A 14,953-nucleotide genomic window follows, 5' to 3' on the forward strand; every position below is an offset into this window, starting at 1 on the left:
AAACCATATCAATGGCATTGAAAATTTTTGGAATCAAGCGAAGCGAGTACTCCGAAAATATAACGGAATTAACCGAAAAAATTTCCCTTTATTCTTGAAGGAATGTGAATTCCGGTTTAACTTTGGTACACCAAAAGAACAGCTCAAAACGTTGCGAAAATGGTGTGAGATTTAGGGCTAATCTACTACAGCCCCGAATCTTTTGTTACTAAACCTTCAAATAATTGATACGTCACTTGAGATTCTGGTACGCCTTCAATTTTATGCGGGTCAAAGCTTGATGGCTCTGAACCATTATTAATTGTGATTTCTTGCTTTTCTGCAAGCACTGTGCCTTCAGGTACTTTTGCCGCAAATACATTAGCTGATAGGCCTAAAATTAATGAAGCAGCTAAGGCTGAAAGAGGGAATTTTGATTGCATATTTAATCTCCATCTATGAATAATTATTTATGATTGCCATTAAATCAACTGAATATAGATCTTTCAAGTTTAGATATTAGCTTATTTATTGCAAGCACATTTTTTTAAATTTGTGATAGATCTCACCTTTTGCTGCAAAAACTTCCTAAAAATATAAATAAGAAAATAGCTCTATAAAGTTTAATAATAACTAGATAACTTACTGCAACACACAACTTACACAGAATAATATACTAAACATCACTTAATAAAGCTATTTTTAGGCTTATTCAGCAGAATAAAAATCGTTATTTTCCGTAAAAATCTGTTTTACTTTCTGTTTTTTAATCGTTATATTCTCTTTCACCTAAGCTAGCGGTTGGATTTTTCTAAAGCATTGCAAATGATTTTACGAAAATAACCGCTTGTATTGCAAAATTATTCTTTTTGAGTTGGACTATTGTATGCAACAAGCTAAAACACTATATCAAAAACTTTTCGATTCACATATTGTTCACGAAGCAGAAGGCGAAACGCCGATTCTTTATATCAACCGCCACTTAATTCACGAAGTAACCAGCCCACAGGCTTTTGATGGTTTGCGTGTGGCTGGTCGTCAAGTTCGCCAAGTCAGTAAAACCTTCGGTACGATGGATCACAGTATTTCTACCCAAGTGCGTGATGTTCAGCAACTTGAAGGGCAAGCAAAGGTTCAAGTATTGGAATTAGAGAAAAACTGTGCCGAAAACGGCATTCCACTTTTCGATATTACTAAAAAGCAACAAGGTATTGTTCACGTTATGGGGCCAGAGCAAGGCTTGACATTACCGGGAATGACGATTGTGTGTGGCGACTCTCACACTGCCACTCACGGTGCTTTTGGTGCGCTGGCGTTCGGTATCGGAACATCTGAAGTAGAACACGTTTTAGCAACTCAAACCTTAAAACAAGCCCGTGCAAAAAGTATGAAAGTGGAAGTTCGCGGTAAAGTAAACCTGGGCATTACAGCAAAAGATATCGTACTTGCGATTATCGGTAGAACGACAATGGCTGGCGGCACAGGTTATGTGGTGGAGTTTTGTGGCGAAGCCATTCGTGATCTTTCAATGGAAGGTAGAATGACCGTATGTAATATGGCAATTGAGTTTGGTGCAAAAGCAGGTATTGTTGCCCCTGATGAAACTACCTTCGCTTACTTAAAAGGTCGCCCAAATGCACCAAAAGGTAAAGATTGGGACGATGCGGTTGAATATTGGAAAACACTAAAAACTGACGAAGGTGCGGTTTATGATGCTGAAGTGATTTTAGAAGCTAAAGATATTGCCCCGCAAGTCACTTGGGGAACCAACCCGGGCCAAGTTATCGGTATCGATGATGTGATCCCAAACCCTGAAGAGATGGCAGATCCTGTAACCCGTGCTTCAGCAGAAAAAGCGTTAGCTTACATCGGCTTAGAACCACATACCGATATGAAAGATGTGCCGGTTGATCAAGTGTTCATCGGCTCTTGTACCAATGCCCGTATTGAAGATTTGCGAGCAGCTGCAGCAGTAATGAAAGGGCGTAAAAAAGCGGATAATGTAAAACGCATTCTTGTTGTACCAGGTTCAGGCTTAGTGAAAGAGCAAGCTGAAAAAGAGGGCTTAGATAAAATCTTCATTGAAGCGGGGGCAGAATGGCGTAACCCGGGCTGTTCAATGTGCTTAGGTATGAATGATGATATTTTAGGCGAATGGGAGCGTTGTGCTTCAACCTCAAACCGTAACTTTGAAGGTCGTCAAGGGCGTAATGGTCGCACCCACTTAGTTAGCCCGGTAATGGCTGCAGCAGCAGCCGTATTTGGTAAATTTGTTGATATTCGTAACGTTTCATTAAACGCATAATAGGAGGAAAAAATGGCAGGTATTAAACAACATTCGGGCTTAGTCGTTCCTCTTGATGCAGCGAACGTGGATACTGATGCAATCATTCCAAAACAGTTCTTACAAGCCATTACCCGTGTGGGATTTGGTAAACACCTTTTCCACGAATGGCGTTATTTAGATGCAGCAGAAACGCAACCAAACCCTGATTTTGTGCTGAATTTTCCGCAATATCAAGGAGCAACCATTTTACTTGCCCGCAAAAATTTAGGTTGTGGTTCTTCTCGTGAACACGCTCCTTGGGCGTTGGCAGATTATGGCTTTAAAGTGATGATTGCCCCAAGTTTTGCAGATATTTTCTACAACAATAGCTTAAACAACCATATGCTTCCAATTAAATTAACGGAAGAAGAAGTGGAAGAAATCTTCCAATGGGTGTGGGCAAATGAAGGCAAACAAATTCACGTTGATTTAGAAGCGATGACGGTTACCGTTGGCGATAAAGTTTATACTTTTGAGCTAGATGAATTCCGTCGCCATTGCTTACTCAATGGTTTAGATAATATCGGCTTAACCCTTCAACACGAAGCAAAAATTGCCGAGTACGAAAGCAAAATTCCTGCATTCTTACGTTAATTTCTTAATGAAAAACGGCTAGAATTTAAATTCTAGCCGTTTTTTCTATTCTCAATTAGCCCTCTCTGCACTCTAACCAAGCCAGATTATTTTTGTAATAAACTGAGCTATGTTCACGAGCAACTAATTCTACATAACCACCCTCAATCGGTTGATATGAGCGGTAACGCACCTCAAACTTGCTTCCTCTTGCATTCAAACTGATATTGGCAATATGGTCGAACGGATAGGGTTTTCCGCCATCAAGTTGGAAATAGATACCAAAATTCTCTTGCTTACGGCTTTCAGCCCAAAGAGGAAAATAGGTTGCCAAATAAGAACTCTCCCCTGTGGCAAAATTCTTACAGTAATAGCTATATCGCTTATAATTTTTTGGATTATTTAGCTCCGCTTGGCTGATATTCTCTTTTAAATATCCCACTTGTGGCTTGTGTTGTGTTGTTTTTTGTTGCTGTGATGGCGTACAAGCAAATAAGCCAATAACCGTTGTTGCCATTAAGGCAATTTTAAATTTGTGCATAAAAATCCCGATAAAATATAAAAATTATGGCTGATATTTAGTTTTATCGCCAATATCAAAATGTAGTGGCATTCGCCATTTTTGAATGCTTAACACTAAAAGTAACAAGCCACAAATCACACTTAGAATTTGAACCAATAAACTCCACCCTAATGCAAATGCAACCCATAAAATAGCCACTAGAATAGGCTGGAAGTTCAAGCCAAATACTCTAAAACAGAAATATTCTTTATAACTTAAACCACCAATAACCAGTAGCATCGCCCCCAAGGCTAATAATGGAAAATTAAAGATGTAGAAAAGTAGCCCTAACCACGCTGAAAATTGGAAAATCAGGCGGAATGTTTTGTCATACAAATGTAACGATGAAGCCAACATTGAACCAGCCACTAATAAGCCAACAAGAGCCGTTGAGGTATAATAAGGCAACAAAAATAGCATTAATGTGGCTAATACAAAACCGCTACGGTAAACAACAACGGTTAAATAATCCCAAAAATCCATAGGCGATTTAATATGTGGATCTGCCATAACTTTCTCCTTAAATATCTATCCTCAAATCTTAGCCGATAAACGCAAGAGCTTGCTCAACTACTTCCACGCCAGCCTCTTGTTTAGTAGCATTTTCGCTTAAATGGCGACGCCATTGTCTCGCCCCTTTGCAATTCTGAAATGCTCCAAGCATATGACGAACAATATGATTTAAATAAACCCCTTTTGAAAGCTCTCTTTCAATATATGGGAACATCTTCTCCACAGCTTCCTTTGCCGTTACAAGCGGTCGATTTTCGTTAAAAATTTGCGAATCGATTTCGCCTAACATTGACGGATTTTGATAGGCTTCACGCCCAACCATAACACCATCAACAAATTGTAAATGTTGCTTGATCTCCTCAATAGTTCTAATACCGCCATTAATTGTAATATTAAGATGTGGAAAATCCCGTTTAAGTTGATACACTCGCTCATAATCCAGCGGAGGAATTTCACGGTTCTCTTTCGGGCTTAAGCCGGTAAGCCATGCTTTGCGGGCATGAACAATAAAATCATTGCTGTAAGGTTGTACTTTTTCGATAAAATCGCAGAGAAATTCATAACTATCGAGATCATCAATCCCAATACGGTGCTTAACCGTAACAGGAATCTCTACCGCATCTTTCATTGCCTTAATACAATCTGACACTAAATCTGCTTTTGCCATCAAACAAGCCCCAAACATACCGTTTTGCACTCGGTCTGACGGGCAACCGACATTTAAATTCACTTCCGCATAGCCTCGCTCTGCCACTAATTTAGCACAATGAGCAAGTTGTGCAGGATCACTTCCGCCTAATTGCAATGCCACAGGGTTTTCGCTTGGATCGTATTCCAGCAAATCATATTTCGCGTGAATAATAGCAGGGGCGGTAATCATTTCCGTATAAAGCAAGGCATTTTTGCTAAATTGGCGATGAAAATAACGGCAGTGGCGAGTTGTCCAATCTAGCATTGGAGCAACCGAAAAACGCCCTCGATAAAATTGTTGAGTATTCATATCCATAAAATCAAAATAAAGCGGTTAAAAAATGGTAAAAATTTGCAAAAAGATAACCGCTTGTAACCCATAAAAACAGGCGGATATCATACTCGAAAAAGTAAGCCAAACATAGTTTTATCAGGGCTTATTGAATTCAGCTGCGTAATTTCAAAACAGCTAAAAACACAATATATAGTGGTTATAAGACCATTTAAACACAATATATTGAAAAAAATTTACAAAATTATTTTCCTTTATAAATCAATAGGCTAACAAAAACGAATAAAAAAGCTCAGTTGTCAAGTCTTGTTTTGAAACTTTTTTTGCATACAATCATCTCCCAGATTGAAACCAAACTTTAAGATAGAGCCTAAGAATATGTCTAGAAATCTTTTCCAAAAACGCTTAAATATTAAGCCGTATGAGTATCCTGAGCTTCTTGAATTTAAAGATGCTATCCGCCATTCTTATTGGTTACATACCGAGTTTAACTTTACGGGCGATATCCAAGATTATCGCACCACCATTAACGATCACGAACGCCACGTTCTAACCCGCGCAATGCTAGCGATTTCGCAAGTAGAAGTGAATGTAAAACGTTTCTGGGGTGAGTTATACCGTTATTTCCCAAAACCGGAAATGGACGATGTGGGCGGTACTTTCGCCGAAAGTGAAGTTCGTCATAAAGATGCTTATTCATTCTTATTGGAAAAGCTCGGCTTAAATGAGATGTTCAGCCAAATTCACGATATTGAGCCATTAATGAATCGTATTCGTTATATGGAAAGTTTTATGAAAGATAAAGATGCAGGTAAGGGCGAATTTGTTTTATCGCTAGTGCTGTTCTCTTTATTTGTTGAGCATATTTCCTTATTCGGTCAATTCATTATTATGATGTCATTCAACAAGCATAAAAACCTATTTAAAGGGATTTCAAACGCGGTTGAAGCCACCTCAAAAGAAGAAGAGATTCACGGCAAATTTGGTATTGCGTTATACGAAATTTTGCGTGATGAACATAGTGAATTGTTTACCCCAGAATTCTTTGAAGATTTACAAACCCTTGCAACACAAGCATTTGAAGCTGAGCGTGGTATTTTAGATTGGATTTTCGAAGAAGGGGATTTAAGCTTTATCACCAAAGCGACGGTAGAAAATTACATTAAAAACCGTTACAACAATTCTTTAAGCATTTTAGGGTTAGAGCCGCCACACGACATCGACCCTGAATTATTAAAAGAGACTGAGTGGTTTGATATTGAAATTCTTTCAACTAAAGAAACCGATTTCTTTAACAAACGTAGCACCGATTATTCTAAAAAAATGAAACAGATTACCGCAGATGACTTATTTTAATACTGACCGCCCAGACTTCCACTGGCTTAATGAAGACAGCCGTTTATTTTTACAACGTGGCTATTTATTGGAAGGCACAACCGCATTAGACCGCATTCGTTTTATTGCCGAACACGCAGAGCGTAAACTCGGCATTGAAGGCTATGCGGATAAATTCTATCACTATATGGCAAGAGGCTACTTCTCGCTTTCTTCGCCGATTTGGTCAAACTTTGGCTTAGATCGTGGCTTACCGATTTCTTGTTTCGGTAGCTACATCGGCGATTCTATCCACGAAATTATGGTCACTACCGCTGAAGTGGGTATGATGAGTAAAATCGGTGGCGGTACTTCGGCCTACTTTGGCGATATTCGCCCACGTGGTAGTGCGATTAAAAATAACGGCAAATCTGATGGTTCATTTAACTTTAGTAAATTATTTGATACAGTCATTGATGTTATCTCGCAAGGTACATCACGCAAAGGTCAATTCGCTGGTTATATTGATATTGAACACGGCGACATCGATGAATGGTTAGATATTCACACTGAAGGTAACCCGATTCAGTTAATGTACTACGGTGTTTGTGTTGGACACGATTGGCTAGAGTCAATGAAAGCTGGTGACCCATATAAACGTCAGCTTTGGGCAAAATTATTACAGCGTAAAACCGAAACAGGTATTCCTTATTTATTCTTTAAAGACAATGCAAACGCAGGTCGCCCTGATGTCTATAAAGATAAAAATATGACGATTCACGCATCAAACTTATGTACTGAAATTATGTTGCCATCAAGCAACGATGAGAGTTTCGTATGCTGTTTATCCTCAATGAACCTACTCTATTTTGATGAGTGGAAAGATACCGATGCACCTGAAGTATTAACTTACTTCTTAGACGTGGTAATGAGCGAATTTATTGAGAAAAGTAAATCAGTGCCGTTCTTAGAGCGTGCAAATCGTTTTGCGGTTCGCCACCGTGCATTAGGTTTAGGCGTGTTAGGCTGGCATAGCTATTTACAAGCGAATAACATTGCGTTTGATAGCTTCCAAGCAATGCAGAAAAACAATGAAATTTTCAAAACACTACAAGAAAAAACCTTAAAAGCATCGCAAGAACTTGCACAACGCTTTGGCGAACCGGAAATTTTAGAAGGTTATGGTCGCCGCAATACCACATTGATGAGTATTGCTCCAACTAAATCAAGTAGCTTTATTTTAGGCAGTGTTTCGCCTTCGGTTGAGCCGTTTAAATCAAACTACTATGTAAAAGATTTAGCGAAAATCAAAACTGTGTATAAAAACCCATTCTTAGAGAAATTACTGCAAGAAAAAGGGTTAGATACCGAAGAAATTTGGGAATCGATTTTACACAATGATGGCTCTGTTCAACATTTAGAACAGCTTTCTGAACACGAAAAAGAGGTATTTAAAACCTTTGCGGAAATCAGCCAATTAAGTGTAATTCAACAAGCTGCTCAACGCCAACAATATATTGACCAAGGGCAAAGTATTAATGTGATGATCCACCCTGCAACGCCAGCTCGTGATCTAAACCAATTATACTTAACAGCTGAAGAACTCGGCTTAAAATCGATTTATTACCAAAACTCAATGAGTGCCGCTCAGGTATTTAACCGCAACTTATTAAGCTGTTCAAGTTGTGAAGGGTAATTAAAGCTAGAAATCAAAAAATGCTGAATAATACACGTTATTCAGCATTTTTATTGGATCGGACAAATGATTATTCTCCCTACTCTTCCCTGCACAACTTCAACGTTGCTTGAATCAGCTCAAAAGCTATAGTGCCTTTTTGCGGAATTTCAGGCAAAATATCATCACAATCAAACCATTGAGCATCGCAGATTTCCTCTTCCTGTAGAGTAATTTCTCCGCTCTCATAGTCGGCTAAAAAACCAAGCATCAATGAATTAGGAAATGCCCACGGCTGGCTACCAAAATAGCTGACATTTTTGACTTTCAACCCTGTTTCCTCAAATATTTCACGATGAACTGCATTTTCAACAGGTTCGCCCGCTTCCACAAAGCCTGCCAAAATCGTGTAAATCGTGCCTTTATGACGTAAATGATTTGCCAGCAGAATTTGTCTGCCTTTACGCACTGCCACAATAATTGACGGGCTAATAGTTGGGTAAGCTCGATTGCCACAAGCATTACAATGCACCGCAATTTCATTATCGGCTAATACGGTTTTTTCGCCACATTTGCCACAAAATCGATGAGTACCAAAGAAATGGTTTAACGATACCGCTCGATGTAATAAATGGCTTAACTCTGGCTCTCGTCCAATTTGCGTTCTTAAATAAGCAAACTCACAATGATTCTCTTCTTCTCTGGCTTTCACTAAATAAACCGGCAAATTTTGGTAAGAACCTATCACTAATTTCTCTCGTCCATTCAAGCCAAATTCTTCCGCCAAGCCACAAGGGATTTCGCCATTTACTAATGCAATATCAAAATCCTTAACGATAATCCAATATCCTTTATTCATCTTTTAACCTAATTGCCTAAATAACTTACGCTTTTCGCTTTCCGATAATACTCGGTATTCTCCACTTTCTAAATCGGCTAATTCAAAATTACCTAATCCCACACGAATTAAACGCAAGGTTGGGAAACCGATATGTGCCGTCATTCGTCTGACTTGGCGATTTTTTCCCTCGTGAATAACTAATTCAATCCAACTGGTTGGAATGCTTTTTCGCTCACGAATTTTCGGAGCAGTTTGCCAATGATACTTTGGCTCAGGAATGGCCTTTGCTTTCGCAGGCTGAGTTAAACCATCTTTTAACTCCACACCCTTTTCTAATTTTTCTAAATCGGCTTTGCTAGGAATACCTTCTACTTGCACCCAATAGGTTTTCTGTTTCTCAAATTTTGGGTGAGCTAAACGATGTTGTAGTTCGCCATTATTGGTTAAAAGCAATAAACCTTCGCTATCTCTATCTAACCGACCGACAGGGTAAACATTGGGAATCGGGATAAAATCTTTTAACGTTTTTCGCCCTTGCTCATCGGTAAATTGTGTTAGCACATCGTAGGGTTTATTAAACAGCAGTACGATCGTTTCAGAAAAAGCAAGCGGTCGTTTTTTCTCATTCTTTTGCAAATTTTTCGCAAAATTTGACCGCTTGTTTGTAGCTCTTTTAAAGGTTGGCTGCTTCATTTTTTCAAGTTCACCCACGCAACAGACAGTAAAATAATTGCCCCGCCGATAATCATCTTAAGCGTTGGTACTTCGCCAAAACAGAGCCACGCAATGACAATCGCATACACAGGTTCGAGGGAGATAATCATCGAGGCAGTGCGAGCATTGATGGTATCAAGGCTTGAAATAAACAGCGTATAGGCAAGTGTGGTACACAAAAAACCAACGCAGAAAATCCAAAACCAATCTTGAGCAGACACGCTCGGCAATTCCGTTAGCGAGAACGGCAGCAGTAAAAGCGTTGCAAAAATATATTGCCACCAACTTGCCTGTATGCCAGAAATTTTGCTCATTGTATTGCGGTTAAAAACCGCAAGAATGCCGTAAACTAACGCTGAAAAAACTCCCCAAAGTAAGCCTCGTGTCGCGTCGTTACCAAAGGTAAATTCAGGCGTAACTAAAATCAAACCAATGGTAATCGCAATCAATAGAACCACTTCTCGGAAGCGTAATTTCTCACGGAAGAATAAACTTTCAAACAATGCGACAAAGGCTGGGAAACTGGCAAAACCGAGTGTAGCAACCGCTACGCCTCCCACTTTAACTGCAATAAAGAAAGTAACCCAATGAGCTGCTAATAAGCCGCCTGATATCGCTTGCTGCCCGATTTGTTTGAGGTTCAGTTTTACAAGCGGTTGTTTTTTCCATAAAAAATACAAAGAGATCATCGCAAATGCGATCATCACTCGCCCGAGCACAATGGTTTCAGCAGAGCTTTGAATTAATGCTCCGAAAATACCAGAAGCCCCAAAAAACACCGCTGTGCCGTGTACTTTCAACAAAGCAAGCGTTCTTTTATCCATTATTTGATCCTTTTGGTTTCATCTTGTGGATCAGCTTTACGCTCAAATTCCGCATCAAAAGTGTTGCTATCTTGATGCGATTGTGAATGAAAATGGGTATTTTGTGAGGTAACACGCATAAAAACTTTATTTTTTACGCTATTAATCACAAAGGCTTGAATCAGTTTTCGGCTAAATGGTAACACACATAAAATTGCTAAAATATCGCTTAAAAAGCCGGGAATAATTAATAAAATGCCTGCTAAAACAAACATTATTGAATTACCAACCGCTTCTGTAGGCATTTTACCTTGACTGAGATCTTGCTTAATTGAATAAAACGTGTAAATGCCTCTTAACTTCACAAACCATAAGCCGACAAAAGAGATAGCGACTAATAATAGAATGGTTGATAGCACGCCAATTTCTGAACCAATGCTAACCAAGAGTGATATTTCACAATAGATATAAAAGAAAATTCCAAAAAGGATCATTAAAATAGGCATTATTTCCTCGCATTTAATTCTGCTTTTGCGGTTAGATTTTCCGCACCTGCTGCACGCATTACAATATTATCTTCGGTACGAATGCCGCCGAAGCGTTTAAAATCATCAATTTTCTGCCAATTGAAAGCAGAAGAATAAGCGCTATTTTTCCAGCTATTTAGCAACATATCAATAAAATAGAAGCCCGGCTCAATGGTCAACACCATATTTTCTTGTAAATCACGCGTACAACGCAAACTTGGATAAGCCTTTGGTGCTGCTTTATGGCTACCTCTCGCATTTTGTTGGAAACCTGCTACATCGTGAACCTGAATACCAAGCAAATGCCCTAGCCCGTGTGGGAAGAATGTTCGGCTAATCCCTTCTTCAAAAATCTGTTCTGCTGATAAATGAACAAATTGATGTTCAGCTAAAAGCTGCGAAATCATCTGCTGCATTCGAGTGTGGTAATGCAGATAATTAATACCAATAGATAAATCCGCAATAATATCTCGCTTGAATTTATCCATTTTAGCGATTAATTCCGCAAATTCTGATGAACTATCAAAAGCATAAGTTCGAGTTAAATCTGAAGCGTAACCATTTACCGTTGTGCCAGCATCAATTAAAAAACTATGGCGTTTTGCGTTAGTATCAAAATCCAATGCGGTATAATGCAGCACCGCTCCATTTTGATTAATCGCCATAATATTGCCATAAGGCACATTAAGTTCAGACTGCTTCGTAGCTTTTAAATATTCAAGATTGATTTCAAACTCACTTTTACCCGCCAAAAAGGCCTCTTTAGCGGCTTGATGTCCTTTCAAGGCTGAAAATTGAGCTTGGTAAATACTTTCAATCTCAAATTCAGTTTTAGTCGAACGTTCAAAATTAAGTATATTTAGGATTTTTTGTGGATTGATTTGGCTAAAGCCTAGCGAATTTGCAAGCGTACTATCTTCCCCAATAAAGGCACAAGCGGTCGGATTTTGGATAAATTTTGCAATTTCCTGTTCAGATTTCAATAAAACCCATTCAAATTCGTCTGCAAAAAAAGAATCTGTTGGTACTTTAGGGGTAGAAACCCAATAATCTTCAGGAGCATAAAAGTAGATTTTCGGCTTATTTTTGCCGTCTAGGAATAACCAGCAATTTTCAGCTTGGGGATAAGGGAAAAAGTAATTAAAATAAGGGTTAATTTTAAATGGGGCGGTTTGATCATCTAAAAACCAATTTTTGGCTTTACCCGAATAAATCCATAAACCGTCTAAAAAAGATTTTTCTAATAAGCCTTGCACCACATGTTGCAAGCGAGAAAGATGTTGAGAGAACAATGTTTTCATAGGAAATAGAATGAATAAGTTAATTGTAAATAGAGAATTGGATACCTTAGGGCTACGCTGCCCAGAGCCTGTTATGCTCACGCGTAAAACAATCCGCACGATGGAAGATGGCGAAATTTTACATATTATCGCTGACGACCCCGCAACAACCCGTGATATTCCAAGTTTCTGTGAATTTATGGATCATCAACTGCTTCAAAAAAAAGTTTCTTCCTCGCCCTATCATTATTGGATCAAAAAAGGTCTAGAATAAAACAACCGTAGGGACTAATTGCAATTAGTCCCTACATTTTTCTATTAATGACGTGTTGGCTCATCATCAAAATCATCATCTTCATCAAAGAACTCACCATCATCGCCATACTCATCGTCATCGGCATTTGGATCTTCAAAGTAAGTTCCCCAACCTTCATATTCCGCACCTGCTTTTTCAATGAGAGGCAATAACTCTTTTTGCTGTGCAGTAATAAGTTCAGCATTTAAGTTAATTTCACTCACGATATCGCAGACAAAAATCACCTTGCCATTTTCTTCTTCCACTTCTTCCGCTTCAGAGATTTCGTAGCCAAGTTTGTACGCATCAACTACTAATTTCTCTAATTTGTCAAAATCACGGTGTGCAACGTGGTGTTCAATAATATAAAGCGCGTCAGGATCTGAGCCATCTTTCAATAAATTCTCAATAATTTCATCAGTTTCAGTGCGTAGTTCTTCTAGATTGTACATATTCAATTCCTCATTTATTCTGTTTCAAAAATAGGGGCGAACCAACTATCTAATTTAGCAGAGAGCTTATCTACACCAATTTTATTTAATGCCGAGTAAGCCTCAACCTGAATATCTCCTTGAAAAGGTAAAATTGCCTCTCTTACCATTTTTACTTGTTTAGAACGAGCAGATTGACTTAATTTATCTGCTTTAGTCAATAACAAGAGAACGGGTAAATCAGCCGAAACCGCCCATTCAATCATCTGTTGGTCAAGATCTTTTAAGGGGTGGCGAATATCCATTAAAATCACTACACCACCTAAGCATTCTCGTTTTTGTAAATATTCGCCTAATGCTTTTTGCCATTGGATCTTCATCTGCTCTGGAACAGCTGCATAGCCATAGCCTGGTAAATCCACTAACTTACAGCTTGGTTCAACTTCAAATAAGTTAATCAACTGTGTTCGACCAGGTGTTTTAGAGGTTCTCGCTAAACTTTTTTGATTAGTAAGAGCATTTAGTGCCGTTGATTTACCTGCATTTGAGCGCCCTGCAAAAGCTATTTCCACACCTGTATCTTCAGGCAAATGGCGAATATCTGGTGCAGAAGTTAAAAAATGGGTTTTATGATAATTTAATTTCATTTTATTCTCTTAATTTAAACGATAAGCCTCGCTCACCGTATTGGTTTGGATTTGGGTTTCCTTTGAAAATTCCCCACTCTAAGAAAAGGATCATAGCAACAAAAGCAGGCATTACATTACCAAGTAATACTTTCATTATACCTTCAGTATAACCTGATGCTAGGTAGCAAATAATTGGCACTAGTACCATTAAAAGGGCTTTGCCAGAACGATCTCTATCGTGTAAACGTTTCACAATAATTGCAGATAGGCTAAATACTGAAACCCATAGAGGTAAAAAACTTACAAAAGTTAAATTAGCTAAATCTGCCATAAAAATAGCGACTATGAATAGAAAAACGAAGTTAATCGAAAAGCCTATCCAAAAGCCTTGTCTATTTAATCTACCTTTAAAGCCAAAAAGTGCCTTATACCAGTTCATATATTACCCTAGAGCCACATCTAATATCATCATTACCACAAAGCCTAGCATTAAACTTAACGTTGCAATATCGGTATTACCATTACTTTGTGATTCAGGAATTAATTCTTCTACCACAACGAAAATCATCGCACCAGCAGCAAATGCAAGGGCATAGGGTAGAATTGCTGTCATCGAAAGTACAAAAGCAGCACCAATCACTGCAGCGATAGGCTCAACAACTGCTGACATAGCTCCATACCAGAATGCTTTTCTACGGCTATAACCTTCCGCACGAATAGGAAGCGCAAGCGAAGAACCTTCAGGAATATTTTGCAAGCCTATACCTATTGCCAAACCAATCGCTCCCATAATAGAGGCATCAACTCCAGCCACTTGGCTAGCCAAAGCACCAAAGGTAACCCCAATAGCTAATCCTTCCGGAATATTGTGAATAGTAATCGCCAAGAATAATAACGTTGTTTTAGATAAGCCTTTTTTGAGCTGTTTATTCCCTTCAGCTTGCTCAATAGGTTTACTTAAATGTAGATGTGGAACAACATAATCAATCAGTCGGATAAAAGCACCACCTGCAAGAAAGCCGATCGCTGCAGGTAACCAAGCAAACTCCCCATAATCAGCTTCAGCATAATCTAAAGAGGGAGAAAGTAAAGACCAAAATGAGGCTGCAATCATCACACCGGCAGCAAAGCCCATCATACTGTCTAATAATTTTCGATTTACCGACCTAAAAAAATAGACAAACGATGAGCCTAAAATTGTACAACCCCAAGTAAATAACCCAGCTAAAAAGGCCTGCCATACAGGAGAAAGCGAAAGGAAATATTCAAACAAAATAAATTAGCCATAGAAAATAAATATTGCTCATTCTATCAAAGATTCATATCTATTAATATAGAGTAAATATAGCTATGATGATGATTCTATGTTGTAAAATTTAATAAAATGTAGAAGATCAAACCTAATCTGACAGTCCCCCGTTTAAAATTACCGTGTCTGTCAGATTAATTTGAGCTTAAATTCTTTTCCACCCAAATCCGTTTTCCATCAAGTAAGGTTGCCATCGGTGT

17 protein-coding genes and 2 pseudogenes are annotated in these 14,953 nt (G+C 38.6%); 6 read left to right on the plus strand and 13 right to left on the minus strand.

Translation table 11 applies throughout. The features are described 5' to 3' along the window. A pseudogene (locus ACERCF_RS11865) lies at positions 1-175 on the plus strand (IS1595 family transposase); the annotation flags it as partial. 19 nt (positions 176-194) lie between these two features. Here the strand turns inward: ACERCF_RS11865 and ACERCF_RS11870 are convergent. Beyond that, positions 195-422 (minus strand): annotated as a pseudogene (locus ACERCF_RS11870) (oligopeptide ABC transporter substrate-binding protein OppA); the annotation flags it as partial. Positions 423-865: 443 nt separating this feature from the next. Here ACERCF_RS11870 and leuC point away from each other — a divergent pair. Beyond that, positions 866-2,284 carry a 3-isopropylmalate dehydratase large subunit gene (gene leuC, locus ACERCF_RS11875; protein ID WP_373625699.1) on the plus strand — a complete coding sequence of 473 codons (1,419 nt, stop codon included), beginning with the start codon at positions 866-868 and terminating at the stop codon, positions 2,282-2,284. Positions 2,285-2,296: 12 nt separating this feature from the next. Then, positions 2,297-2,899 (plus strand): 3-isopropylmalate dehydratase small subunit, encoded by a 603-nt coding sequence (gene leuD / locus ACERCF_RS11880; protein WP_373625700.1) that lies wholly within the window; start codon positions 2,297-2,299, stop codon positions 2,897-2,899. 55 nt (positions 2,900-2,954) lie between these two features. Here leuD and ACERCF_RS11885 read toward each other — a convergent pair whose 3' ends face one another. Genes ACERCF_RS11885 through dusA form a run of 3 tightly spaced genes read right to left on the minus strand, consistent with a single transcriptional unit; the run spans position 2,955 to position 4,953 of the window. Then, positions 2,955-3,419 (minus strand): hypothetical protein, encoded by a 465-nt coding sequence (locus ACERCF_RS11885; protein ID WP_373612176.1) that lies wholly within the window; start codon positions 3,417-3,419, stop codon positions 2,955-2,957. A 24-nt stretch (positions 3,420-3,443) separates the two neighbouring features. Beyond that, entirely contained in the window at positions 3,444-3,950 is a 507-nt protein-coding gene (locus ACERCF_RS11890) for a DUF2301 domain-containing membrane protein (RefSeq protein WP_373612175.1), read from the minus strand. A 31-nt stretch (positions 3,951-3,981) separates the two neighbouring features. Beyond that, positions 3,982-4,953 carry a tRNA dihydrouridine(20/20a) synthase DusA gene (gene dusA, locus ACERCF_RS11895; protein WP_373625701.1) on the minus strand — a complete coding sequence of 324 codons (972 nt, stop codon included), beginning with the start codon at positions 4,951-4,953 and terminating at the stop codon, positions 3,982-3,984. Between the two features lie 360 nt (positions 4,954-5,313). Between dusA and ACERCF_RS11900 the strand changes: the two genes are divergently transcribed. Beyond that, on the plus strand, positions 5,314-6,291 hold the full coding sequence (locus tag ACERCF_RS11900; protein ID WP_373612173.1) for a ribonucleotide-diphosphate reductase subunit beta: 978 nt from the start codon (positions 5,314-5,316) through the stop codon (positions 6,289-6,291). Next, on the plus strand, positions 6,278-7,945 hold the full coding sequence (locus ACERCF_RS11905) for a ribonucleoside-diphosphate reductase subunit alpha (protein ID WP_373625702.1): 1,668 nt from the start codon (positions 6,278-6,280) through the stop codon (positions 7,943-7,945). The genes ACERCF_RS11900 and ACERCF_RS11905 overlap by 14 nt, the downstream gene beginning before the upstream one ends. Positions 7,946-8,024: 79 nt before the next feature. On the opposite strand, the gene nudC is transcribed toward ACERCF_RS11905, so the two are convergent. From nudC to pepQ, 5 genes are read right to left on the minus strand one after another with little or no spacing between them, the layout of a single operon-like run. Further along, the gene (nudC, locus tag ACERCF_RS11910; RefSeq protein WP_373625703.1) at positions 8,025-8,783 is read right to left on the minus strand and encodes an NAD(+) diphosphatase; all 759 of its coding nucleotides are present in this window, start codon (positions 8,781-8,783) and stop codon (positions 8,025-8,027) included. A 3-nt stretch (positions 8,784-8,786) separates the two neighbouring features. Next, complete coding sequence (locus ACERCF_RS11915; protein WP_373625704.1) at positions 8,787-9,458, minus strand: rRNA large subunit pseudouridine synthase E; 672 nt, start codon at positions 9,456-9,458, stop codon at positions 8,787-8,789. Next, positions 9,455-10,303 (minus strand): DMT family transporter, encoded by an 849-nt coding sequence (locus ACERCF_RS11920; RefSeq protein WP_373625705.1) that lies wholly within the window; start codon positions 10,301-10,303, stop codon positions 9,455-9,457. Before ACERCF_RS11920 ends, ACERCF_RS11915 begins: the two co-directional genes overlap by 4 nt. Beyond that, a complete protein-coding gene (locus ACERCF_RS11925; RefSeq protein ID WP_373625706.1) occupies positions 10,303-10,788 on the minus strand; it encodes an FxsA family protein in 486 nt (161 codons plus the stop codon). The genes ACERCF_RS11920 and ACERCF_RS11925 overlap by 1 nt, the downstream gene beginning before the upstream one ends. Next, a complete protein-coding gene (pepQ, locus tag ACERCF_RS11930) occupies positions 10,788-12,110 on the minus strand; it encodes a Xaa-Pro dipeptidase (protein WP_373625707.1) in 1,323 nt (440 codons plus the stop codon). The genes ACERCF_RS11925 and pepQ overlap by 1 nt, the downstream gene beginning before the upstream one ends. Positions 12,111-12,120: 10 nt before the next feature. Between pepQ and tusA the strand changes: the two genes are divergently transcribed. Continuing rightward, entirely contained in the window at positions 12,121-12,363 is a 243-nt protein-coding gene (tusA, locus tag ACERCF_RS11935; RefSeq protein WP_373625708.1) for a sulfurtransferase TusA, read from the plus strand. A 44-nt stretch (positions 12,364-12,407) separates the two neighbouring features. On the opposite strand, the gene rraB is transcribed toward tusA, so the two are convergent. Genes rraB through ACERCF_RS11955 form a run of 4 tightly spaced genes read right to left on the minus strand, consistent with a single transcriptional unit; the run spans position 12,408 to position 14,717 of the window. Further along, positions 12,408-12,836: a ribonuclease E inhibitor RraB gene (gene rraB, locus ACERCF_RS11940; protein WP_373612165.1), complete on the minus strand. Its 429-nt coding sequence runs from the start codon at positions 12,834-12,836 to the stop codon at positions 12,408-12,410. A 14-nt stretch (positions 12,837-12,850) separates the two neighbouring features. Continuing rightward, positions 12,851-13,462, minus strand: coding sequence for a ribosome biogenesis GTP-binding protein YihA/YsxC (yihA, locus tag ACERCF_RS11945; protein WP_373625709.1), 612 nt, complete (start codon positions 13,460-13,462; stop codon positions 12,851-12,853). A 1-nt stretch (position 13,463) separates the two neighbouring features. After that, positions 13,464-13,883 carry a DUF805 domain-containing protein gene (locus ACERCF_RS11950; protein WP_373612163.1) on the minus strand — a complete coding sequence of 140 codons (420 nt, stop codon included), beginning with the start codon at positions 13,881-13,883 and terminating at the stop codon, positions 13,464-13,466. A gap of 3 nt (positions 13,884-13,886) precedes the next feature. Further along, positions 13,887-14,717, minus strand: a complete 831-nt coding sequence (locus tag ACERCF_RS11955) for a ZIP family metal transporter (RefSeq protein WP_373612162.1) — start codon at positions 14,715-14,717, stop codon at positions 13,887-13,889. Positions 14,718-14,953: the final 236 nt, after the last annotated feature.

Origin of the sequence: Mannheimia kashgarensis (genome assembly GCF_041807705.1) — a bacterium.
Taxonomy (GTDB): Bacteria; Pseudomonadota; Gammaproteobacteria; order Enterobacterales; family Pasteurellaceae; genus Mannheimia.